Here is a 21,448-nt window from a genome sequence, read left to right as displayed (position 1 = left end):
TATTCATCATGTCTATGGTTCAAAGTGCTTTTCCCCCACGCCGGAACAGCGTGGGCGTTCAGGTAGGTTCGATCCGGATCGGCGGGGGCGCGCCCATCGTAGTGCAGTCCATGACCAATACCGATACGGAAGATGAAATCGCTACCACCGTGCAAGTGGCCCAGCTTGCGCGTGCCGGATCCGAACTCGTGCGCATCACCGTCAATACGGCCGAAGCAGCCAGGGCGGTGCCGGGTATCAGGGCGCGACTCGACGATATGGGTTGCCAAGTTCCCCTGATAGGCGATTTTCACTTCAATGGCCATAAACTCGTGACTGAGTATCCCGGTTGCGCCCGTGCGCTGGCGAAATACCGTATCAATCCCGGTAATGTCGGGCACGGAAAGAAACGTGACGAACAGTTTTCCATTCTGATCGAAGCGGCCTGCAAGTATGAAAAACCGGTGCGCATCGGGGTCAACTGGGGAAGCCTCGATCCAGAGCTGCTGGCGCGCATGATGGACGAGAATGCCCGCTCCGGGGACCCGAGGGATGCCTCCGCGGTAATGTACGAAGCCTTGATTACCTCTGCGCTTCAAAGCGCTGAGCGTGCGGAGGAGATCGGGCTGGGGCGTGACAGAATCATATTGTCATGCAAGATGAGCGGCGTGAGAGACCTCATTACCGTTTATCGCGCCCTTGCGGCCCGCTGCGATTATGCGCTGCACCTGGGGCTCACCGAGGCGGGCATGGGTTCGAAGGGGATTGTTGCTTCCACGGCGGCATTGTCGGTACTGCTTCTCGAAGGTATCGGCGATACGATACGGATATCGTTGACGCCCGAACCAGGCGGAGACCGCGCGCGCGAAGTGGTCGTGGCCCAGGAGATACTGCAAACCACCGGTTTGCGCGCTTTTGTGCCTCTGGTTGCCGCCTGTCCCGGCTGCGGCCGTACCACCAGCACCTATTTTCAGGAGCTGGCGGAAAGCATCCAGGGCTACGTGCGCGAGCAGATGCTGGTATGGCGCGAGGAATACGAAGGTGTGGAAAATATGACCCTCGCTGTGATGGGGTGCGTGGTCAATGGTCCCGGCGAAAGCAAGCATGCCAATATCGGCATCAGCCTGCCGGGCTCGGGGGAACGGCCTGTGGCGCCGGTATTTGTGGATGGCCAGAAGGCTGTAACGCTGAAGGGCGATAATATTGCAGGAGAGTTTCGCCAGATAGTCGATGAATATGTGCAGATGAAATACCCCAAGAAAGCAGTCGATGCCCACTAGGGGGATTCAGGCTGTACGCGGGATGAACGACATCCTGCCCGATCAGATTGACCGGTGGGAGTTCTTCGAGCAAAGTGTCCGCGACTGGATGGCGGCTTATGGCTACCGCAATATCCGTATGCCGATAGTCGAGCAGACCGACCTGTTTGTGCGTTCCATCGGTGCGGTCACAGATATCGTCGAGAAAGAGATGTACACCTTCGTGGATCATCTCAACGGCGAGAGCCTGACACTGCGGCCGGAAGGAACCGCGTCCTGCGTGCGTGCGGTGCTTGAGCATAATCTGCTCTATTCCGGCCCGCAACGGCTATATTATTCGGGTGCGATGTTCCGCCACGAGCGTCCGCAAAAAGGACGTTACCGGCAATTCCATCAGGTCGGCGCCGAAGCTCTGGGGTATGGCGGACCCGACATCGATGCCGAGCTCATCATCATGGGCGCCGACTTGTGGAAGCGGCTCGGCGTTTCCGGGGTGCGGCTCGAAATCGGGACGCTTGGCAGTGCGGAGTCGCGCTCGGTGCACCGTACCCGCCTGATCGATTACCTGCAGCGGCATCTATGCAAGCTGGATGAAGATGCATCCAGGCGCCTGCACAGCAATCCCCTACGCATACTCGACAGCAAGAATGCGGGGATGAGAGAGATTATCGAGGGCGCTCCGCGGTTACTGGATGACCTGGACGAGGACTCTCTCATTCATTTTGAACGCTTGCAGCAAATCCTGCGCGAGCAGGGGGTCGACTTCGAGATCAACCCGCGGCTGGTACGGGGGCTGGATTATTATAATCGCACCGTATTCGAGTGGGTTACCGACAAGCTGGGGGCGCAGGGAACCGTCTGCGCAGGTGGACGTTATGACGGACTGGTAGAACAGGTTGGCGGCAAGGCTACCCCCGCATGCGGATTTGCCCTGGGCGTGGAACGAGTGCTGGCACTGGTGATGGACAGTATCATCCCTCAGGCTCCTCCTGATGTCTATGTGGTTCACAAGGGCGATGCCGCGGCCGGGTTTGCCTGGAAAACGGCAAGACACTTGCGGGATCGTGGGTTCCAGGCAATTCTGCATTGCGGAGAGGGCAGCTTCAAGGCGCAGATGAGAAAAGCCGACGCCAGCGGAGCGCGTTTTGCGATCATCATCGGAGATGATGAAGCGCAAGCCGGCGAAATAAGCATCAAGCCGCTGCGGGAAGCGGCGGAGCAGGTCCGGGTAGGCCTTGCGGAAGCTGCCGACCTGCTGAAAAGGGCCTGAATCAGAAGAATTCAATTCAACTCGGGAAGATAAATGGCAGCATATAATCCGGAAGAACAGGAAAATATAGACCAGTTGAAATCGTGGTGGAACACGTACGGCACGCTGGTGATTGTGATCGTCGCAGTTTTCATCGCGGGTATCGCCGGCGCACAGGCATGGAATTACTACAAGAAGCAGAAAACCGAGCAGGCCCTGGAATTGTATGATTCCGTGCTACAGGTTCAGGGGAGCGGCGATGCAAAAAAAATCAGCGACGCTGCCGGTTTGGTGATGGAAAGCTTTCCGAGCAGCGGTTACGCGTCCCGTGCCGCCTTGATATCGGCTCAAGCCAGCTTCAACGCCGGAGATTTGCAGAACACGAAAAACCGTCTGCAATGGGTACTCGACAATTCCGGAGAAGAAGAGCTGAAAGACATGGCCCGGTTACGTTTGACGGGCGTATTGCTGGATGAGGAAAAATACGACGAGGCGCTGCGCTTGCTTGAGGTCAAGCACGGGGAATCCTTCGACGGACTTTATGCCGATCGCCGGGGCGATGTGCTGACGGCCACCGGGAAATTTGGGGAAGCCCGGGCAGCTTATCAAATGGCGCTTGCCAGGATAAGTCCCGGCAGCACTTACTATGATATCGTGCAGATGAAGCTGGATGCGCTGCCAAGCGCCAAATAGTTACAGTTTCGATATAAACCGGATAAACTCCAGCGCGAGCCGCCACTCCTGGCGGCTGTGCAGCCGGTCCACTCTGGAAGCCGCTCCCTTAACCTGATATGCCTTGATCGGCTCGTTGATTTTTTCGCAACTACTCCTTCTCATAAACAGGAAAATGCGCGCAAGCAAAGCTTCAGCCGATGAGTCGCTGAATGTGTTTCCCGTGCCTGCGGATTCGCCTGGAAGCCCTATTGCCGGGGCCAATGGCGTGCCCAAGGAAATATCACTCCCGGGAGAAGCGCGTCCGTTTCACTTGGCGAATAGTGCATTCTGGCCCTATGTTCTGCTGTTCGTATCGTCCTTGACGCTTTCCGGATGTGCAGGCATGGTAGATATGGTGCGCGATGTGACCCGCAGTCTTGCTGATATCGATGTATCCGGTATTACGGATCTTTTCGGATCAGGTGAGGTTCAAATGAGCCCGGAGCAGATCGCACAGCTGGAGGTGATCCCCAGCACGCGCCCCGGTTGGGAGGCGAGTGTCGAGGAAAGTCCGGCGGCTGTATTTCTGCCGGTTTTCGGCGATGGCGCTGTCTACGCAGGGGGACCGGATGGTCGTCTTGTGCGTTTCGACCCGGCTTCTGGCAAGGCTTCGGGCGTCATCGACACCAAGCATCCTCTCGCGGGTGGAATTGGCACGGGAGATGGTATGCTGCTGGTGGGCACTTTCAAGGGCGAGGTGCTGGCTTTTGACGAGAAAAGCGGCAAACCGAAGTGGACTGCGAATCTTTCAACGGAAGTGTTGAGTCCCCCGCATGCCGGAATGGGCGTGGTAGTCGTTCGCACGGGAGACGGCCGTATATACGGGCTGGATAGCGAGAGCGGCAAGCGCAAGTGGGTTTATCAGGGCGCTACCCCATCGCTGACGGTACGGAGTTTCGCTGGCGCGCTGATTGCCGATGATAGGGTATATGCCGGTTTTGCCGGGGGCAGGCTCGTGGCCCTGAATCTTTCGAATGGCAGTCTGGTTTGGGAAGCAATGGTATCACGGCCGAGAGGCGCCACCGAACTTGAGCGAATTTCGGATGTCACCAGTTTGCCCGTTCTGGATGAGCAGCAGGTGTGCGCCGTTGCCTACCAGGGGCGTATCGCCTGCTTCGATATCACAGCCGGTAACCAGATCTGGACCCGTGATGTATCCAGCAATGCCGGTCTGGCCATGGATGACAATTACGTTTATGTGAGCGAGAACAGGGGCGGAATAGTGGCTTACGACAAAAGGGATGGCACCAGCATATGGGCCCAGGATCTGCTCAACGGACTCAAGTTATCCGCTCCGCTGGTGCACGGCGCTCGTATCGTGGTAGGAGATTCCCAAGGTTATGTAAATTTCATCAGGAAGGACAATGGCGCCATTATTGCGCGGTCCGGAACCGACGAAAGTGCTATTACCGCCCGTCCCATATCCTTGCCCAATGGTATTGCGGTACAAACCCGGAAAGGCGGAGTTTTTGCCTTTGGTGCCTAGTCGTGCGGGCGCGCGTTTTTCGTTTTTGAAAATTCACCTTCTGGGGAATACCTCGGTAATCCGGGAATTCGCTGTCCAGCGCTTCAATTCCGTACCTTATGCCGCAGCCCAGCCCTGTTTTAGACGAAAGCTGAAATCATGAAACCCACCCTCGTACTGGTAGGGCGATCCAACGTCGGCAAGTCCACGCTCTTTAACCGTTTGACACGCAGCCGCGACGCGCTGGTGGCCGACCTGCCGGGGTTGACGCGCGACCGTCATTACGGACACGGCAAACTGGGTGACAGGCCGTATCTCGTGGTCGATACAGGAGGCTTCGAGCCGATGGCAACGGAAGGCATCCTGCACGAAATGGCGAAGCAGACACTGCAAGCAATTGACGAGGCTGATGTCGTGCTCTTTATCGTGGACGGTCGAAGCGGTTTGACGGCGCAGGACAAAATTGTCGCCGAGCAACTGCGCAGATCGGGTCGCCGAACCTTGCTGGCGGTAAACAAGACCGAAGGCATGGCTGTTTCCGTCGTTACTGCGGAGTTTCACGAACTGGGATTGGGCGAGCCTTGCGCGATTTCCGCCGCCCATGGCGACAACGTGAATGAACTGGTGACACTGGCGCTTCAGGATTTTCCCGACGAACCTGAGCAGGAAAGAAAAGACGACCATCCGAAAATCGCCATCGTGGGTCGTCCCAATGTAGGAAAATCAACGCTCGTGAACACCCTGCTGGGAGAGGAGCGTGTCATCGCCTTTGATCAGCCGGGAACTACGCGTGACAGCATTTATATCGATTTTGAGCGGAATGGGCGCACTTATACCCTGATCGATACAGCGGGCCTGCGTCGACGCGGCAAGGTGCAGGAGACCGTGGAGAAGTTTTCCGTGGTGAAAACACTGCAAGCGATAGAAGATGCCAACGTGGTGATACTGGTGCTGGATGCAGCCAGTGAAATTTCAGATCAGGATGCGCATATTGGCGGATTCATCCTGGAAGCAGGACGGGCACTGGTGCTGGCCGTGAACAAGTGGGACAGCCTGGATGAGTACCAGCGTGACATGATCAAGCGCGATATCAACCGTAAATTGCCGTTTCTGCAGAATTTCGCCCGGTTTCACTATATTTCGGCGCTACATGGCACTGGCACGAAAGGGTTGCTGCCCTCTGTCGATGCCGCCTATGGGGCGGCGATGGCTCATCTGCCTACTCCCAGGCTTACGCGCACATTATTGGCCGCGGTGGAGAAGCAGCCTCCCCCGCGTGCCGGCATGTCGCGTCCCAAGCTGCGCTACGCCCATCAGGGCGGTTCGAATCCGCCCCTGATTATAATCCATGGCAGCGCTCTCAATGCCGTGCCCCAGACCTATCAGCGCTATCTGGAAAATACATTTCGCGATACCTTCGGGCTGGAGGGAACGCCGCTCCGGATAGAATTCAGGACAGGCCGCAATCCCTACGCAGGGAAAAGCCCCGCTCCGCTCACCGAAGCCGAGGCAAAACGGGCTCATCGTCGTCGACGATACGGGCGGAAGAAGTATGGGTAACGCCGAGGGGAAGATACTTCTTAATGGAGGATTCGCGGCACGCTCAGAATGAACTCGGGAATGGGGGCGTCGAAGCGCAGACCATCCTCGGCCACCATCTGGTAGCTGCCTTTCATTGAACCTACCGGTGTCGAAATGGCTGTGCCGCTCGTATATTCGTAGGTGTCTCCCGGCTTCAGCAGGGGTTGTTCCCCCACCACTCCCAGACCTCTTACCTCCTGTACGCCGCCGCTGCCATCGGCAATGACCCAGTGCCGACTGATGAGCTGGGCGGTGACGGTACCGGTGTTGGAAAGAACGATCGTATAGGCGAATACATAGCGATCCAGCGCCTCGTCCGATTGTTCCGGAAGATAGGTGGTATGAACCTTTACCGCGATCTCGTATTTTTTTCCTTCGGCCATACTGGCATTGCACACTATTTTCGGGCTCAGGGCAAGGGCAGCACGCCGCAAAGTCATTGGAACGATTTTTCAAGACTGCAGGAGATCGCAATCAGGGACAGCAGCTTTAAAGACCGATGCCACTAACGCCGAAAGACAATTTACGGTTAAAATTGCGCTTTTTTGATCATCACAAGGACGCCCTTCATGGCCAATTACCGCATTGCTCCAAGCATTTTATCTGCAAACTTTGCCAAGCTGGGCGAGGAAGTTTCTGCAGTTATCGATTCCGGTGCGGATTTTATCCATTTCGATGTGATGGATAATCATTATGTACCCAACCTCACTATCGGACCCCTTGTGTGCGAAGCCATTCGACCAGTGACCGACGCGATTATCGACGTGCATCTGATGGTCGAACCGGTTGACCGTATCGTTCCGGATTTCGCGAAAGCAGGAGCCAATATCATTTCCTTTCATCCGGAGGCAACGCGTCATATCGATCGCACCATCGGGCTCATCAAGGAACAGGGATGCATGGCCGGACTTGTTTTCAATCCCGCCACACCGTTGAATTATCTTGACCACGTTCTCGACAAACTGGACCTGGTACTGATCATGTCAGTCAATCCCGGATTCGGGGGACAGAAATTCATTCCGGAAGCGTTGCCGAAGCTGAGGGAAGTGCGAAGGCGTATCGATGAGAGCGGCAGGAGCATACTGCTGGAAATCGATGGCGGCGTGAAAGTGGACAACATCGCGGAAATTGCGCGTGCTGGAGCGGATACTTTCGTTGCCGGTTCCGCAATTTACAGCGCAGGGAAGGACAGCGATCCCCACCGTTATGACACCATCTTATCAGCCCTGCGGGCAGAACTGAAGAAGGTGTGAGCGCGCTCGTGCGTAAACTCCCGAGTTTGGAGCGATCCATTTGGAAAGCTCCCGTCGCTTCGTCGCCTATACGAACAAGCCTTATTATTTTTTAATGAATATGGATAATACGACGTGAACAAAGGCCTCTCTCCGCTTGCACGTACTTCTGCTCCTGATATGCATTTTCCCCTGCCGATCAAAGCAGTCATGATCGATCTCGACGGCACCTTGCTGGATACCGCGCCTGATCTTGCCACCGCTGCCAACATGATGCTGAAGGAACTGGGAAAAGCCGAGCTTCCGCTGGAAACAATCCAATCCTACATCGGCAAAGGGATAGAAAAGCTGGTGAAACGTTCGCTCACGGGCGACCTCGATGGCGAGCCCGACTCAGACCTATTGCGGCGCGCAATGCCGCTGTATGAGCGCAGCTACGAAAAAACATTGTATGTCGATACGCGCGCTTACCCTGGCGTGCGCGAGGGATTGAACGCTTTGCGTGCAGGCGGCTTCCGGCTCGCCTGCGTGACGAACAAGGCAGAGGCTTTTACCTTGCCGCTGCTTCGTGCGGCGGAACTGCTGGACTACTTCGATATCGTGGTTTCCGGGGATAGCTTGCCGAAAAAGAAGCCGGATCCGATGCCTTTGCTGCACGCTTGTGAACGTTTCGAAATCCAGCCGCATGACATGCTGCTGGTCGGGGATTCGCTAAATGATGCCCAGGCTGCGCGCGCGGCGGGTTCTCACGTATTTTGTGTTCCCTATGGATACAATGAAGGACGCGACGTGTACGAACTTGATTGCGACGCGATCGTCCCATCGTTATATGAGGCAACAAAGCTGATCCAGAAATCCTCATGAGTAACGGAAAAACGGAAAAGGAAAGATATGCAACCCAGGGATGGTGCTACTGGCACTGCTGGGGTTGGCGTTGGCGGCTCGATAAATATTGATCCGTTCTGCGGTATTTTTTCATTTTCTGTTTTTTTGGAGTCTGAATCATGACGGAAGCAGAATTCCATGCTCTGGCGACAAAGGGCTACACCCATATTCCTGTCGTCCTGGAAACCTTTGCCGATCTTGACACCCCGTTGTCGGTTTATCTGAAGCTGGCAAATGAGCCTTATTCCTATCTGCTGGAATCCGTTCAGGGAGGCGAGCGTTTTGGACGTTATTCAGTTATCGGCTTACCCGCCCGCAACCGAATCGAAGTGCGCGGCAACGATGTCAGCGTAATCGACGGCAGCACCAGCCAGGTATTCCAGTCGGAAGATCCTCTTGCTTTCGTTCAATCCTATCTGGCGCGCTTCAAGGCGGCACCTTATCCCGGCTTGCCGCGGTTTTGCGGCGGTCTCGCGGGCTACTTCGCGTACGATACGGTACGTTATATCGAGCGCAGGCTCGCGGGTGGGTGCGCGTACAGGCTGCCTGACACACTGGATACGCCCGACATCCTGCTGCTGGTTTCGGAAGAACTGGCCGTGGTGGATAACCTTTCCAGCAAGCTCTACCTCATCGTATATGGGGACGCCGCTCTTGAGGGCGCGTACTCCAGCGCCCGGAAACGGTTGAAAGAACTGTTGGGATCTCTCCGGGAACCGTTACGGATTCCATTGGAAATGCCGTGTGAATCGGGTGCGCCGGTTTCGCAGTTCGCGGAGGCGGATTTCATCTCGGCAGTAGAACGGGCCAAGCGCTATATTTTTGATGGCGATATCATGCAGGTGGTGCTATCGCAGCGCACCAGCAAACCGTACGGCGCATCACCGCTCGCGCTGTACCGCGCGTTGCGCAGCCTCAATCCTTCTCCCTACATGTTTTATTACCACCTCGGCAGCTTTTACGTGGTGGGAGCCTCGCCCGAAATCCTGGTGCGACTCGAAGGTGAAACGGTAACGGTACGCCCGATCGCAGGAACCCGTCCCCGGGGCAAGACCTTGGGGGAAGACGCTGCGCTGGCCACCGATCTGCTCGCCGACCCGAAAGAGCGGGCGGAGCATGTAATGCTGATGGACCTGGGGCGTAATGATGTAGGACGCGTGGCGCAGATCGGAACGGTAAAGGTGACAGAGAACATGCGTATCGAGCACTACTCGCACGTCATGCATATTGTTTCCAATGTCGAAGGCCGGCTCAAGCCCGGCCTCAATGCGATGGATGTGCTGCGCGCCACCTTTCCGGCGGGGACCGTAAGTGGCGCGCCCAAGGTGCGGGCAATGGAAATCATCGATGAACTGGAAGTCTCGAAGCGTGGAATCTATGCAGGTGCAGTCGGATATCTTGGATTCAACGGGGATATGGATCTGGCTATCGCCATCCGCACTGGAGTGATCAAGGACGGCAAACTGCATGTCCAGGCGGGTGCGGGCATCGTTGCCGATTCCGTTCCGCAAAGCGAATGGGTGGAGACGCAAAACAAGGCCAGGGCCCTGCTGCGCGCGGCGGAGATTGCGGAGAACGGGTTGGACAGCAGGATCGAATGAAAACCGGAAATAGCGCTAGCATGAATGCTTGACGTGAGGATGTTACGCGAGCACTTCGCTCCGTGGCGTGGCGAAGAGCGCGAGGTAATGCTTGCAATCGCAGGAAGCATCAGGGCGCAAGTTGATATTCAACCTTATTTTCACTGATTGTGATCCGACCGCTGGACTGAAGTTCATCGAGGATTGAGCTGATATCTTCCGCAGTCAGTTTCTTTTGAAAAACGGCATCGATTGTGTTGCGAAGTGCGTTAACCGTTCGGGGAAGGGCCGGGTGGCGATTCTTGAGGTCTGCCGATATCCGGGAAAGTCTTTCAAGTCGAAGACCATTGCTCTCGGTGCTGTAAGGTGTTTCCTTACTGCTGTAGCACGCTGGGCATTTAAATTGCCCTCTCTGGTTCAGTACGATGCGCAATTTCTCCTTCAGGGACTTGTTCGCGAGCAGTGCATTTAGCGACTTGCAGCAGGCAACACAGTTATCCTCGCTGTTAGCCCCGCCATTTGCTCGCGCTATCAAGTGCTCCACGCTCGCTTCCGTCGCAGGAATGCGTTGGTCGCAGAAGAAGCACCGGCCACCCTGTACAAACATAAGTTTTTCGAGTTGTTTCGTCATATGTGTTAATTGCGGAACAGGGGTCTGCTCCTGCTGGACCACTCAAACGGCGATGAAGGATGCTGTCAATAACGGCTGCCGGGAGGAAGTGCTTTAATTTGGTGGAGGACGTAGAAAATCTCTACGGAACGTCTACCCCAGTCAACAGGAGAGGCAAAAAGGCAGTGCGCCGATGCGGAGCATTGAGATCCGCATGAGGCATCAGAAAGCGTTGGGCGGGGCTAATCCGGCTTCCCGGAGCACAACTTTCGTTGATAGCGTTATCGCCCCTCGTAGACCCAATCGAGCAGCGCATCCATCGCAGCCTGTCCGTTCTCCGCGCGCGGGTGGTTGATGAAGAAAACCACGACCGAGCGCCTGCCGGACTTGTCGCGCACATAACCCGCTATGGTTTTTACCCCCTCCAGCAGCCCTGTCTTGATATGGGCCTGGCCGGCGATTGCACTGCGGTTGAGTCTTTTCTTCATGGTGCCGTCCACTGCGACGATGGGCAGGGAGGAGACAAACTCGGGCATGACATGACTCTGGAATGCGGCGAGCAGCAGTTTGCCCATATGGCCGGCACTGATGCGTTCATTCCGCGACAAGCCAGACCCGTTTTCCAGGATCAGCTCGGGAAAGACCAGTTGGCGGGAAGCGAGCCATTGCCGGATGGCGGTTTCCGATTTGGCGAGGGTTGCGCGTGACGGGTCAGGATCTTCTCCGATTCCATCCAGGGAAAGTATTGTTCCGCTTTTGGCGGTTCGATCATTTCCGTAGCCGATGTTGAAGGAAGCCGGCATTACTTGCGGTTCCCTGAATGGTCCACTGCCCAGCCCCAGGGTGAGATAGAGCTGCCGCGCCGCGGTATTGTTGCTGAACTTGTTGATATCGCGCACGATATCCGTCAAGGGAGGAGACTGGTGGGTTTCCAGCGGCACAATTCCTTCCGGAGCGGCACTCCTGCGCACGCTCCCGCGAAGAACACCGCCTTGCTGTTCCCACAACTGCCTGAACAGATCGAAGGTATAGCGGGCAGTGTCGTGAACACTGAGGAACAGGGTTTTTTCGCCGCACGCCAGGGCATAGCTGCCCTTGAATGTCACGGACACGCGGCTGTCGAGGCCCGTGGCGAACTGAATATCCGTGCCAAGATCATCCTTCCAGTCATTGCATGCACCATTGGTGAGCGTCAGGCTGTTTTTGAGGTCGAGAGAGGGCAACAGGGGGTCCACCACAATGCGCACGCTCCTGCTTTCCGGCTGCGGCAGCAGCCGCAGCGCGAGCGTCCGGTAATTCACCATCAGCGCCTCGGGGAGGACGTTGTATGCGCGATAGGGCCTGCCGTCGAATGCGGCGGAGTCGCTTCCGGGGAGATCGAAATGGCTGCTGTCGAGCACCAGGTCGCCGGTGATTTCGCGCAATCCGGTCTGGCGCAGCCGTCGGGTGAGCAACCAGAAGTTCTCCAGATTCAGCCTCGGATCGCCGTAGCCCTTGATGACCAGATTGCCGTGAAGGGCATCCCCCCGGACAATCCCGTCAGCATACAGCTCCGTCTTCCAGGCATATCCCGGCCCCAGTAGTTCCAGTCCGGCAAATGTGGTCAGAAGCTTCATCACCGAAGCCGGGCTCATGCCGACGCCAGCATTGACAGCCAGCAGCGGCTGTCCTGCACCGGTTTCATGCACGTAAATGCCGACGGCAGACCGGGGGATACCCGCCCGTGCGAGCGCGTATTTTACCGAGTCAGGCAGGTCGAGCGCCAAAGCCGGCGGCGGCAGGAAGACAAGCAGACTGCATAATGCCCACTTTATTGCGCGTAATAGCGGTACGAGATGCGAGTTTCTCAATGGATTTCCGGGCAGGTTTTTCTGCGGGTTTTCCAGCGGGTTTTCCAGGGAACGTTGCAAACGTGTGAACAGGGACATGCTATATCTCAACGGATGAGGGTTGGACAGGGTACTTGCATTCCAGTTTGGTTTCTGCCGGATGGTGTCGGCCAGAATGGGCAAGCTGAAGGCTGCGTGAACGAGGAAAGTCTGACCGGAAAGTCAGACTGGGAGGCGGCAAGGAAGTAGTCCAGCATGACGAGCAGGTCCGCGTGAGCGGAAAGTCCGCCGATGGGCATATCCAGCCGCACGGGTGCATTTCCATCGAAAAATCTTCACTGATTCACCCCTCCACCGAGCTGCATTCAGCGTACCGACCGCCTGGAAGCCGATAATGAGTATGCTTCATTCGGCCTGTCGAGATTGTACTTTAGATGATACTTGATCCTGCCCCCATCGCACATCCTGGTTGCAGAGATGATAACGGCTCCTTCCGTATATTATTGAAGCGCATCGACTCCACGACGCTCTGAACGAAATGAATGCGAGGCTTGCCGGCATTCGGCGCAGCCACTTCATCGCCTCCGTCGTTTCCTCACCGGGGGGTTTTCACCATGCGTCCAGCGCCGCCAGCGTACCCGCCACCAGCAGGTCCATTTCCTGTTCGTTGATGACATACGGCGGCATGAAGTAGACGGTGTTTCCCAAGGGCCGCAGGGACAGTTCCTGCCTGAGCGCAGCCTGGAAAAATTTTCCCGGAAACGACGGATCGGAAGTCTCGACTTCGAACGCCCAGATCATTCCGCAATTGCGGAAGTTCCGCACCTGCGGATGCGTTGCGAGGGGTGTGGAGGCCTGATTGAGATAGCGGGCCTTGCCACGGTTCGCCTCGATGATACCGTCCTGCTCGAAAATATCCAGCGTCGCGAGCGCGGCCCGGCAGGCCAGCGCATTGCCGGAATGGGTATGGGAATGCAGGAAGGCGCGCGCCGGGTTGTCGCCGTAGAAGGCAGCGTAGATTTCCTCGGTAGTCATCACGACCGAGAGAGGAAGATAACCTGCCGTCAAACCCTTACCGATGCAGAGGAAATCCGGCAGGATGCCTGCCTGCTCACAGGCAAACAGGGTCCCAGTCCTGCCGAATCCGACTGCGATTTCATCCGCGATGAGATGCACCTGATACCGGTCGCAGAGTTCGCGCGCGCGCCGGAGATAATCAGGATGATACATGCCCATGCCGGCCGCTCCCTGAATCAGCGGTTCCAGAATGAGTGCAGCAGTTTCCGCATGATGCGCTGCAAGGTGCGCCTCGAGCGCCGCAGCGGCGCGCAGGGCATGCTCCTGAGGCGACTCGCCCTCGGAGGCATAGCGCCAGTCCGGAGTGGGAACATGGCTGCCTGGCCGCAGGAGCGGTGCATAGGTTTCCTTGAAAAGTGCTACATCCGTGACCGAAAGCGCTCCCAGCGTTTCGCCATGGTAGTCGTTCTGCAGGCTGACGAAATGATTCTTTTCAGGGCGGCCGAGGTTGTGCCAGTAATGAAAACTCATTTTCAGCGCAATTTCCGTGGCGGAAGCACCATCGCTCGCATAAAAGCAATGCCCCAGCTGGTTCGATACCAGCTTGCTGAGGCGCTCGGACAATTCCACCACCGGTTCATGCGTGAATCCGGCCAGCATGACATGCTCCAGACGGTCGAGCTGCTCGCGAATGGCTGCGTTGATGCGCGGGTTGGCATGACCGAACAGATTGACCCACCAGGAACCGATGGCATCGAGGTACCGCCTGCCCTCACCATCGTATAGCCACACGCCTTCGGCGCGCGCGATGGTGACGAGCGCCAGCGATTCATGCCGCTTCATCTGGGTGCAGGGATGCCAGACCGACTTCAGGCTGCGTTGCCGCAAGGCTTCATGGGGACTCTTGGGACTCATTGGGACTCATTGGGACTCATCGTTCATCTGCGGGTGGCAATCATGGGGGAAGCAAGCGGGAAACTGGTAGCGGAAAGCAATGGAATGGAAAACAGTGGAACCAATGGGATACAAGGGAACACGAAGGCGACATCATACCTTGCCGCACTATACGCGTGAACAGGCAGTACAAACGTCATGCTGCCTCCTGCCAACGGTCAGTGGCACGATGCGTATTCACCTCCTGCGGGATGGCCCGCGTGTTGCTCGATGCTCGCCCGACAATGCGCGTCCTGTTATCGAATTTCGGAGATGGCGCGTCTTTCTCCCCCTGTTTCCCTCAATGCCAGGAGGCTGCCGCCCCGATAATTTCATCAGCATAAAGGAGAGGGAGGGCACGGGCGGATGCGGCGCACAGGTTCCAGATGGAGCGGGTAGAAGCTCTCCGGAAGAAAAGCCGGAGGAAAGCGGAAGAAGAGCATCCGCACCGGGCCGCGGCCCTGGCTCCCTGCTATGTTTACGTCATAATAATACTGGTTATCACGCGACCTGTACCTTGGTACAAGGTGTACTTCAGTACGATGGACTGGGCACCTGACGACTTGCAAAATGGCACCCGCAGTACAGAGAAAAACCTCCGCCACGTTCCGGCGGATTTTATTGATGACCTAAACAAGAGGAAACATTATGAACAAAATCGCGCAAGGCATGAAACAGTTCCTGAACGACGAAGAAGGCGTGACCGCTATTGAATATGCTTTGATCGCCGCCCTGATCGCAGTAGCGATCATTACTGCGGTCCGACAAGTTGGTACGGATTTGAACCTGGTATTCGGGGCTATTAGCACTGCGCTTTCAGGCGCGATCTAAAAGAAAACTTCAATAAGAATGCCGAGTAGCCGCTATCTTGGCAACTTCGCGCAGTTGCAATTGAAGTTCAAGTACTGCCCGGCACAGTGCCGGGCGGTCAATAGTTGAAAGCAGTTAAACAAACGTGAATCAACACATGCATTCATTAAGTATCGGATTTTTGCTGCTGCTGTTGCTGGCAGCAGCCTGGAGTGATATCCGCAGCCGTCGCATACCGAACTCCCTGGTTTTTCCGGGTGCGATCATCGGCGTGCTGCTGCATGCCCTGCTGCCGCAGGAAGCAGGCGGGCTGGGTGTCCTTGGCTCCCTGGCGGGACTGGGTACGGGTCTGGCGCTGCTGCTGCCGCTCTACCTGTTGCGAGCCATGGGCGCAGGCGACGTGAAGCTCATGGCCATGGTTGGCGCCTTTCTCGGAGCGCAGGAAACTGTCGGCGCGCTGGTGTGCGTCCTGCTGGCAGGCGGAGTACTGGCGCTGGCGGCTGCTTTGCTTGAAGGCAAGCTGCACCTGCTGTGGCGCAATCTAAACGTCATGCTGCTGGGAGCACTCGCCGGCGCGACAATGATGGGCCTGCCCGCGAGCGGAAAACCCGGTGAAGCTGTCGGGGGCGCCGCCGCGGAATCTGACACAAAATCCGCCGCGGAATCCACAGGCACATTGCCCTATGGCGTGGCCATCGCCGCCGGCACGATGGCGTACCTCGCCATTGTCCGCTGGAACTGAAAAACTGAACTGACAAACGTATGCCAGATGAGCATGCGGGAATACAGGTACAAGGTACAAAAGCGAAAGTACCAAATCGAAGTACAGGGCGAAAGTATAAGAGCGCTCTGATGGGTTTGCGGGCTATCGGAGCGTCGGTATCTGCATATATGAGAATCAATGAATCGAGCGACTGGATCACGAGAAGGCAGCTTGGGTGATCCCGGAAATGATTATCAGCGAAAGTCAGCTAAAAGGAAATGACTGAATGAAGAACGTGAGGGCGATATGGATGATCGTGATCTCGCTGCTGCTGGGATTGGCCGCGGTAGTGGTCGCCGGCAGGTGGATCATCGACCGCGCGAGCGTGGATGCCGCCACCGTGATCGTTGCTTCGCGCGATATCGACGTCGGCACCCGGCTGACGCCGGATATGCTGCAGCCGTCAGACTGGCCGCGCGCAACGGTGCCGGAGGGGTCCTTTCAGGACGCAAAGCTGCTGGATACACGCGTGGTCAAGGTCAACCTGGTCCGCGGCGAGCCCCTGCTGGAAGCCAAGCTGGCGCCGCAGGGGGCTGCGGGAGGATTGTCGGGCGTGATTGCCGAAGGCAAGCGCGCCATCACGGTGAAAGTCAACGAGATCGTCGGCCTCGCCGGATTCGCGCTGCCCGGCAACAACGTGGATATCCTGGTCAACGCCAAGGATGAAAACGACAAGCCCATTTCCAAGATCGTGCTGGAGCGCATTCTTGTGCTGGCAGTGGGACAGGACCTGGGCCGGGATGAAACCAAGCCTAAGGCGGTCACCGCCGTGACGCTGGAAGTGACGCCGCAGGAAGCGGAAAAACTCGACCTCGCGCGCAGCATCGGCACCCTGTCGCTGGTGCTGCGCAACCAGATCGACAAGAGCCCCGGCACCACTGCGGGAGTGCGCACCCGGGATCTGCTGAAACTGCATTCCGAGCCCGCTCCAGCCCCTGTCCGGCGTACTCCGGTGGCCACCCCCAGGGCCGGCGTGGAAATCATCCGTGGCATTGAAAGAACTGAAGCAAAACCCGTGGAAAAGGAAACCCGATGAAGTCGCAGCTCTCCCTGAACAGATTTTCTGTCATCCCGATGCCCATGACTACGTCAGATGTCGTCGCTTTCCGTCGAACCCCCGCTTTTGCCCGCCCACCCGTGCGGGCGGCGCTGATCACGGTGCTGCTGGGGATAACGCTGGGACTGAGTGGCGAGCTTTCCGCGGCGAATCAGACCGCGGCGGGTCAAGCGATGGGCCGGCCGATGGTTGCCGCGGCGAAGCCGGCAGGGCCAGTGGAAGGGTTGCTCGCAGCCTCCGACATGGATGTGACCTATGGCAAATCGGCCCTGCTCAGGCTGCCGGCCCCGGTCACGCGGATATCGGTAGGCAATCCGGACGTGGCCGATGTGACGCTGATCAGTCCGGGCGAAATCTACGTGCTGGGCAAGTCGATCGGGACGACCAACGTCATTCTGTGGACCCGCGGCGGACTAGCGGGAAGTAGCCAGACTGCCGTCATCAATGTCACTGTCATCCTGGATGCAGCGGCCCTGCAAGCCAAGCTGCGGGAACTCATGCCGGGTGAAACCGACATCAAGGTGACTGCGGCGGGGGATTCGCTGGTCCTCTCCGGCACGGTATCCGATACGCTGAAAGCGGATCGGGCAGTGGCGCTGGCGGATGCTTATGTGCGCGCCGCGGCAGGGGGCCAAGGCGGGCAGCGTGGCGGAAAGCAGGGCGGGGACGCGTCCGGCGGGCAGGGCGGAGGAGACGAACCCAAGGGCGCCGGCCAGGGGCTGGGCAGCGTCCAGGTGGTCAATCTGTTGCAGGTGGGCAGCAACCAGCAGGTGATGCTCGAAGTGAAGGTGGCGGAGATCAACCGCAAGGTCGCGGAAAGGCTCGGTTTCGATTTCCAGAGAGCGGCCAGAAAAGCCGGGAGCGCCTGGACGCAGATCATGACCGGTATCATTGGCGGCGCGCCCGGCATGCTGTTCCAGTCAAGGGGCACCCCCGAGATCGGCGACGCTTTCCTGATCGATGCCGAGAAAAAGGACGAACTCTTCCACATCCTGGCCGAACCCAACATCGTGGCGATCAGCGGCCAGGAAGCGAGCTTCCTGGTGGGTGGGGAAGTCATGATCCCCATTCCCCAATACGCGGGTGTGATCACCCTTCAGTCCCGGCAGTTCGGCGTGGGCCTGCGGTTCACCCCCACCGTGCTGGAGGAGGGCCGCATCAATCTGGTGGTGTCGCCGGAAGTGACGGAACTGGTCAAGTTCGACACCATCGCCACTACCGGGCTTGGGGGAGTGCTGGCTGTACCCACCTTCACGACGCGGCGCGTATCCACCACGGTGCAGCTGCGCGACGGCCAGTCACTGGCCATCGGCGGCCTGCTGCAGGACAACATCAAGGAAACGATCAAGCGCTTCCCGGTGCTGGGAGAGATTCCGATACTCGGCGCCCTGTTCCGCAGCAGCGATTTCCAGAAAGACAAGACCGAGCTCATGGTGGTGGTGACGCCGCGCCTGATCAAACCGCTGCAACCCGATTACGCTCTGCCGACCGATGCTTTCGTCCAGCCTGACCGACCGGACTTCCTGTTCGACGGGAGGATGGAAGGCTCGCCGACGGGCCTGCTGCCCAAGGGCATGCCGGCATCGGAATACCCTCCGCAGTATCCACCCTCGGGGCAACTATCGGGCCAACCACAGGGCCAACCACAGGGCCAACCACAGCCCCAGCCCGGGCGTGATGCCGGGTTCGAGATGAAATGAGGATGAAATGAGAAACGATGAGGACGCACCCAGCATGCACACAAACCTGATAACCGCCACTCCAGCCAGCTTGCGCCCCGGCAGGGCAATCGTTCTGGCAGCCGTTGTGATCGCCACTCTCACGCTGGCGGGATGTATACCTGCCACCCCCCGGCTGGACGCGCAGTCCGGCATTGCCGTGAACATCGCCCGGACCCAGCAGATCGCCAATCCCAATGCCTCCCACGATAACGCTCCAGTCAGGGGAATCGACGGGCAGGCCGGCGACGCTGCGGTGGACAGCTACCGTGAATCGTACGTGAATCCGCGGCCGGCCTTGTCAGGCGGCGTGGTAAACGTTGGCAGCGGCAGGGCCGGAAGCGGCGGCGGGGGTGGCGGCGGAATGTACGGCAGGTAATGTCATTCGCCGGGGCGAGCGCGTTTGAAGTCAGGACAGTGCGACAGTAGATAATGGACAAGGCCATGAAACGGGTTTCAGACAGGTTACGGAGAAACCGGAACCATCCGGGCTGCCGCCAGGAAAAGGGCGTGGTCGCCATCATCGTGGCCCTGTCGCTGGTCGTCCTGGTGGGTTTTGCCGGCCTGGCACTGGATCTGGGCAAGCTCTACGTAGCCAAGTCGGAGCTGCAGAACAGCGCCGATGCCTGCGCATTGGCGGCAGCACGGGAGCTCAACGGGGCGAATACCAATCAACTCGTCCTGGCCGAAGCGGCGGGAATGACCGCAGGCATGCGCCACGATGTCCTCTTCCAGGATGAGATGATTGCCTTGGGCGTTGACGACAGCGTGACATTCAGCCAGACACTCAACGGTGTCTACCAGGCCAAGGCCGCAATCGGTCCGGCGGAAGCCGTGCTCATGCAGTACGCGCGCTGCACGGTGCAACGAACCGGAATTGCCAACTGGTTCATTCAGGTGCTCAACCTTCTGCCGGGAGTGACGATCGGCAACCAGGCAGTGGCGGCCACCGCAGTGGCCACCCGCACACCCTCTCAGGTTACCTCTTGCGCCATTCCGGTAGGCATCTGCAGCAGCGCGATCACGCCCGCGACACCGAGGGGTACCTGGCTGCAGAGCGTGATAGGTCCCGGTAAATCAGGCGGCGGAAATGGCAATCTGACGGGAAATTTCATGTGGGTGGATTACACGCCGCCCGGCGGCGGGGCGTCCGAACTGGGGGGCATCCTGACGGGTCCGGGTGTGTGCAATCTCCCCGCCCTGGGGACCGAGGTCGGCGAAGCGGGCGTCATGTCTTCGCTCGGAGCCCACTGGAACAGCCGTTTTGGCATCTACCAGGGGAGCGTCAAGCAGGGGGAATCGGTGCCGGACTACACCGGTCGCGCCTATACCGATGCCGCGGGAAGCTGGCCTTCCAAATTCAATGCGTTTGCCGATTTCAGGAGCAAACGGGCGGTGTATGCGCCCTACCAGGGGGACACCACTACCGGGTTGCGCACGAATGGAACGGTCATCAACTCGGCCACCCTCCAAGCACGCGGCGGAGACCGCCGGCTCGCGACTGCCGCTGTGCTCGACTGCAGCGGTTTTACTGGCGGTTCCACAGTGGCGCCCGTGCAGTCATGGGCCTGCATCCTGATGCTGCATCCGATCAATACCAACGCGGGAGGTACCGGAACCGGCGCAACTCGCATGTATCTCGAATACCTCGGGCGGTCGGACGACGAGGGCAGCCCCTGCGCGAGTTCCGGCGTACCCGGCGGGCCCGCCGCCGGCGGACCCCTCGTCCCGGTGCTGGTGCGATGAGGATTACTGTGATGACCACTCTGGATAAGCAGGAATACGACAGAAGCATATACAACGGGCGGGCATTTCCGCGCCCCGGCAGGGGAACGAAGCAAGGAACGAAACTGAGGGAGATGCGCGGCGCTGTTGCAGTGGAGTTCGCCCTGCTGCTGGTTCCCCTGCTGCTGCTGGCGTTCGGCATCGCCGAATACGGCCGCGCGCTGTACCAGTACAACACGCTCGTCAAGACGGTGCGCGATGCGGCGCGCCTGCTGTCGCACCACAATCCTGCAGACCCGGCTTCTTACGGGCCAGTGCTGGAAGAGGCCCGATGCCTGGCGGTGCATGGCAACATCAGTTGCAGCGGGCCGGCTCTGGCGCCCGGTCTGACGACCGGGATGGTGACGATTGCGTCCAGCGCCACCACTACCGCCGCAGGCACGTCGGTTACATTGGTCGAGGTCAGGATCACGGGGTATGTCTTCAATTTTGTCTTCAATCCGGCCCGATTGTTTGGCGCCGCCGCGGACACCATTCCGTTCAGCGATATCCACGCCACGATGAGGCAGCTGTGATGAATGCGCGACGCTCTTGCCGATTGTCGCACGCGAACCGGTTCCGGCAACGGGGCGCCGCCGCGGTCGAATTTGCGCTCATTGCTTCGCTTCTGTTTATCCTGCTGTTCGGGATCATCGAAATGGGCCGCGTGTTGTTCTACTGGAATACCGCGACCGAGGCCACGCGGCTCGGGGCGAGGCTGGCGGTAGTGTGCGCCAAGGATGCGGCCATCATCAAGACCCGCATGGGCAACATGCTCAGCATCCTGACACCGGGCACCATCGAGATTTCATACGACCCATCCGGCTGCGACGCCAGTTCATGCCGGTCGGTTACCGTCAGCATCACCGGCCTGAATGTTTCAACATTCATCCCGTTTGTGCCGCTGAATCTCAGCATGCCTCCCTTCGCCACGACCCTCCCGCGCGAAAGCATGGGCATGGATGCCGGGGGCGAGGCCAATCCGGATTGCAGCTGACCGGGA

22 protein-coding genes are annotated in these 21,448 nt (G+C 58.3%); 17 read left to right on the top strand and 5 right to left on the bottom strand.

Annotated elements, in window-relative coordinates; translation table 11 throughout:
• The first annotated feature begins 8 nt into the window (after positions 1 to 8).
• The 5 genes from ispG (at position 9) to der (ending at position 6,226) form a co-directional block, all read left to right on the top strand.
• Positions 9 to 1,259: a flavodoxin-dependent (E)-4-hydroxy-3-methylbut-2-enyl-diphosphate synthase gene (gene ispG, locus NMUL_RS12385; RefSeq protein WP_011381667.1), complete on the top strand. Its 1,251-nt coding sequence runs from the start codon at positions 9 to 11 to the stop codon at positions 1,257 to 1,259.
• Entirely contained in the window at positions 1,249 to 2,508 is a 1,260-nt protein-coding gene (gene hisS, locus NMUL_RS12380; RefSeq protein ID WP_011381666.1) for a histidine--tRNA ligase, read from the top strand. The genes ispG and hisS overlap by 11 nt, the downstream gene beginning before the upstream one ends.
• A 33-nt stretch (positions 2,509 to 2,541) precedes the next feature.
• Positions 2,542 to 3,180, top strand: a complete 639-nt coding sequence (locus tag NMUL_RS12375; protein WP_011381665.1) for a tetratricopeptide repeat protein — start codon at positions 2,542 to 2,544, stop codon at positions 3,178 to 3,180.
• A gap of 154 nt (positions 3,181 to 3,334) precedes the next feature.
• Positions 3,335 to 4,687, top strand: a complete 1,353-nt coding sequence (gene bamB / locus NMUL_RS12370; RefSeq protein ID WP_011381664.1) for an outer membrane protein assembly factor BamB — start codon at positions 3,335 to 3,337, stop codon at positions 4,685 to 4,687.
• A gap of 138 nt (positions 4,688 to 4,825) precedes the next feature.
• The gene (gene der, locus NMUL_RS12365; protein WP_011381663.1) at positions 4,826 to 6,226 is read left to right on the top strand and encodes a ribosome biogenesis GTPase Der; all 1,401 of its coding nucleotides are present in this window, start codon (positions 4,826 to 4,828) and stop codon (positions 6,224 to 6,226) included.
• Positions 6,227 to 6,246: 20 nt separating this feature from the next.
• Here the strand turns inward: der and apaG are convergent, their stop codons facing one another.
• Positions 6,247 to 6,630 (bottom strand): Co2+/Mg2+ efflux protein ApaG, encoded by a 384-nt coding sequence (gene apaG / locus NMUL_RS12360; RefSeq protein WP_011381662.1) that lies wholly within the window; start codon positions 6,628 to 6,630, stop codon positions 6,247 to 6,249.
• A gap of 186 nt (positions 6,631 to 6,816) precedes the next feature.
• On the opposite strand from apaG, the gene rpe reads away from it, so the two are divergent.
• The 3 genes from rpe (at position 6,817) to trpE (ending at position 9,965) form a co-directional block, all read left to right on the top strand.
• Positions 6,817 to 7,500, top strand: a complete 684-nt coding sequence (gene rpe / locus NMUL_RS12355) for a ribulose-phosphate 3-epimerase (RefSeq protein WP_011381661.1) — start codon at positions 6,817 to 6,819, stop codon at positions 7,498 to 7,500.
• 159 nt (positions 7,501 to 7,659) lie between these two features.
• On the top strand, positions 7,660 to 8,343 hold the full coding sequence (locus tag NMUL_RS12350; protein ID WP_011381660.1) for a phosphoglycolate phosphatase: 684 nt from the start codon (positions 7,660 to 7,662) through the stop codon (positions 8,341 to 8,343).
• A 140-nt stretch (positions 8,344 to 8,483) separates the two neighbouring features.
• Positions 8,484 to 9,965: an anthranilate synthase component I gene (gene trpE, locus NMUL_RS12345; RefSeq protein ID WP_011381659.1), complete on the top strand. Its 1,482-nt coding sequence runs from the start codon at positions 8,484 to 8,486 to the stop codon at positions 9,963 to 9,965.
• Positions 9,966 to 10,074: 109 nt separating this feature from the next.
• Here the strand turns inward: trpE and NMUL_RS12340 are convergent, their stop codons facing one another.
• From NMUL_RS12340 to bioA, 4 genes are all read right to left on the bottom strand, one after another.
• Complete coding sequence (locus tag NMUL_RS12340) at positions 10,075 to 10,575, bottom strand: HNH endonuclease (RefSeq protein ID WP_011381658.1); 501 nt, start codon at positions 10,573 to 10,575, stop codon at positions 10,075 to 10,077.
• Positions 10,576 to 10,835: 260 nt separating this feature from the next.
• Positions 10,836 to 12,482, bottom strand: a complete 1,647-nt coding sequence (gene dacB / locus NMUL_RS12335) for a D-alanyl-D-alanine carboxypeptidase/D-alanyl-D-alanine endopeptidase (RefSeq protein ID WP_011381657.1) — start codon at positions 12,480 to 12,482, stop codon at positions 10,836 to 10,838.
• Positions 12,483 to 12,748: 266 nt separating this feature from the next.
• A complete protein-coding gene (locus tag NMUL_RS16630; protein WP_104009729.1) occupies positions 12,749 to 12,865 on the bottom strand; it encodes a hypothetical protein in 117 nt (38 codons plus the stop codon).
• Positions 12,866 to 12,992: 127 nt separating this feature from the next.
• Positions 12,993 to 14,315: an adenosylmethionine--8-amino-7-oxononanoate transaminase gene (gene bioA / locus NMUL_RS12330; protein WP_011381656.1), complete on the bottom strand. Its 1,323-nt coding sequence runs from the start codon at positions 14,313 to 14,315 to the stop codon at positions 12,993 to 12,995.
• A gap of 9 nt (positions 14,316 to 14,324) precedes the next feature.
• On the opposite strand from bioA, the gene NMUL_RS16035 reads away from it, so the two are divergent.
• The 9 genes from NMUL_RS16035 (at position 14,325) to NMUL_RS12290 (ending at position 21,442) form a co-directional block, all read left to right on the top strand.
• Positions 14,325 to 14,474: a hypothetical protein gene (locus NMUL_RS16035; protein WP_167535589.1), complete on the top strand. Its 150-nt coding sequence runs from the start codon at positions 14,325 to 14,327 to the stop codon at positions 14,472 to 14,474.
• 507 nt (positions 14,475 to 14,981) lie between these two features.
• Positions 14,982 to 15,164, top strand: coding sequence for a Flp family type IVb pilin (locus NMUL_RS12325; protein ID WP_011381655.1), 183 nt, complete (start codon positions 14,982 to 14,984; stop codon positions 15,162 to 15,164).
• A 136-nt stretch (positions 15,165 to 15,300) separates the two neighbouring features.
• Complete coding sequence (locus NMUL_RS12320; RefSeq protein ID WP_011381654.1) at positions 15,301 to 15,885, top strand: A24 family peptidase; 585 nt, start codon at positions 15,301 to 15,303, stop codon at positions 15,883 to 15,885.
• 247 nt (positions 15,886 to 16,132) lie between these two features.
• Positions 16,133 to 16,942: a Flp pilus assembly protein CpaB gene (gene cpaB, locus NMUL_RS12315; protein WP_041352604.1), complete on the top strand. Its 810-nt coding sequence runs from the start codon at positions 16,133 to 16,135 to the stop codon at positions 16,940 to 16,942.
• Positions 16,939 to 18,663 (top strand): type II and III secretion system protein family protein, encoded by a 1,725-nt coding sequence (locus NMUL_RS12310; protein WP_011381652.1) that lies wholly within the window; start codon positions 16,939 to 16,941, stop codon positions 18,661 to 18,663. The genes cpaB and NMUL_RS12310 overlap by 4 nt, the downstream gene beginning before the upstream one ends.
• Before the next feature lie 7 nt (positions 18,664 to 18,670).
• Positions 18,671 to 19,060, top strand: a complete 390-nt coding sequence (locus tag NMUL_RS12305) for a hypothetical protein (protein WP_011381651.1) — start codon at positions 18,671 to 18,673, stop codon at positions 19,058 to 19,060.
• Positions 19,061 to 19,125: 65 nt separating this feature from the next.
• The gene (locus NMUL_RS12300) at positions 19,126 to 20,427 is read left to right on the top strand and encodes a pilus assembly protein TadG-related protein (RefSeq protein WP_041353263.1); all 1,302 of its coding nucleotides are present in this window, start codon (positions 19,126 to 19,128) and stop codon (positions 20,425 to 20,427) included.
• Between the two features lie 11 nt (positions 20,428 to 20,438).
• On the top strand, positions 20,439 to 20,981 hold the full coding sequence (locus tag NMUL_RS12295) for a TadE/TadG family type IV pilus assembly protein (protein ID WP_238529819.1): 543 nt from the start codon (positions 20,439 to 20,441) through the stop codon (positions 20,979 to 20,981).
• A complete protein-coding gene (locus NMUL_RS12290) occupies positions 20,981 to 21,442 on the top strand; it encodes a TadE/TadG family type IV pilus assembly protein (RefSeq protein WP_041352603.1) in 462 nt (153 codons plus the stop codon). The genes NMUL_RS12295 and NMUL_RS12290 overlap by 1 nt, the downstream gene beginning before the upstream one ends.
• Positions 21,443 to 21,448: the final 6 nt, after the last annotated feature.

Source organism: Nitrosospira multiformis ATCC 25196, assembly GCF_000196355.1.
Lineage (GTDB): Bacteria > Pseudomonadota > Gammaproteobacteria > Burkholderiales > Nitrosomonadaceae > Nitrosospira > Nitrosospira multiformis.
Note: the sequence above shows the minus strand (reverse complement) of the source record. Positions and strands in the feature narration are given on the sequence as shown.

Coding starts and splice junctions, on each gene's coding strand:
- NMUL_RS12340 (WP_011381658.1), bottom strand. CDS start 10,575: ATGACGAAACAACTCGAAAAACTTATGTTTGTACAGGGTGGCCGGTGC.
- bioA (WP_011381656.1), bottom strand. CDS start 14,315: ATGAGTCCCAAGAGTCCCCATGAAGCCTTGCGGCAACGCAGCCTGAAG.
- NMUL_RS12350 (WP_011381660.1), top strand. CDS start 7,660: ATGCATTTTCCCCTGCCGATCAAAGCAGTCATGATCGATCTCGACGGC.
- bamB (WP_011381664.1), top strand. CDS start 3,335: ATGCGCGCAAGCAAAGCTTCAGCCGATGAGTCGCTGAATGTGTTTCCC.
- dacB (WP_011381657.1), bottom strand. CDS start 12,482: ATGTCCCTGTTCACACGTTTGCAACGTTCCCTGGAAAACCCGCTGGAA.
- NMUL_RS12325 (WP_011381655.1), top strand. CDS start 14,982: ATGAACAAAATCGCGCAAGGCATGAAACAGTTCCTGAACGACGAAGAA.
- NMUL_RS12320 (WP_011381654.1), top strand. CDS start 15,301: ATGCATTCATTAAGTATCGGATTTTTGCTGCTGCTGTTGCTGGCAGCA.
- NMUL_RS12375 (WP_011381665.1), top strand. CDS start 2,542: ATGGCAGCATATAATCCGGAAGAACAGGAAAATATAGACCAGTTGAAA.
- ispG (WP_011381667.1), top strand. CDS start 9: ATGTCTATGGTTCAAAGTGCTTTTCCCCCACGCCGGAACAGCGTGGGC.
- trpE (WP_011381659.1), top strand. CDS start 8,484: ATGACGGAAGCAGAATTCCATGCTCTGGCGACAAAGGGCTACACCCAT.
- NMUL_RS12300 (WP_041353263.1), top strand. CDS start 19,126: ATGAAACGGGTTTCAGACAGGTTACGGAGAAACCGGAACCATCCGGGC.
- rpe (WP_011381661.1), top strand. CDS start 6,817: ATGGCCAATTACCGCATTGCTCCAAGCATTTTATCTGCAAACTTTGCC.
- NMUL_RS12310 (WP_011381652.1), top strand. CDS start 16,939: ATGAAGTCGCAGCTCTCCCTGAACAGATTTTCTGTCATCCCGATGCCC.
- cpaB (WP_041352604.1), top strand. CDS start 16,133: ATGAAGAACGTGAGGGCGATATGGATGATCGTGATCTCGCTGCTGCTG.
- NMUL_RS12290 (WP_041352603.1), top strand. CDS start 20,981: ATGAATGCGCGACGCTCTTGCCGATTGTCGCACGCGAACCGGTTCCGG.
- apaG (WP_011381662.1), bottom strand. CDS start 6,630: ATGGCCGAAGGAAAAAAATACGAGATCGCGGTAAAGGTTCATACCACC.
- der (WP_011381663.1), top strand. CDS start 4,826: ATGAAACCCACCCTCGTACTGGTAGGGCGATCCAACGTCGGCAAGTCC.
- NMUL_RS12305 (WP_011381651.1), top strand. CDS start 18,671: ATGAGAAACGATGAGGACGCACCCAGCATGCACACAAACCTGATAACC.
- NMUL_RS12295 (WP_238529819.1), top strand. CDS start 20,439: ATGACCACTCTGGATAAGCAGGAATACGACAGAAGCATATACAACGGG.
- hisS (WP_011381666.1), top strand. CDS start 1,249: ATGCCCACTAGGGGGATTCAGGCTGTACGCGGGATGAACGACATCCTG.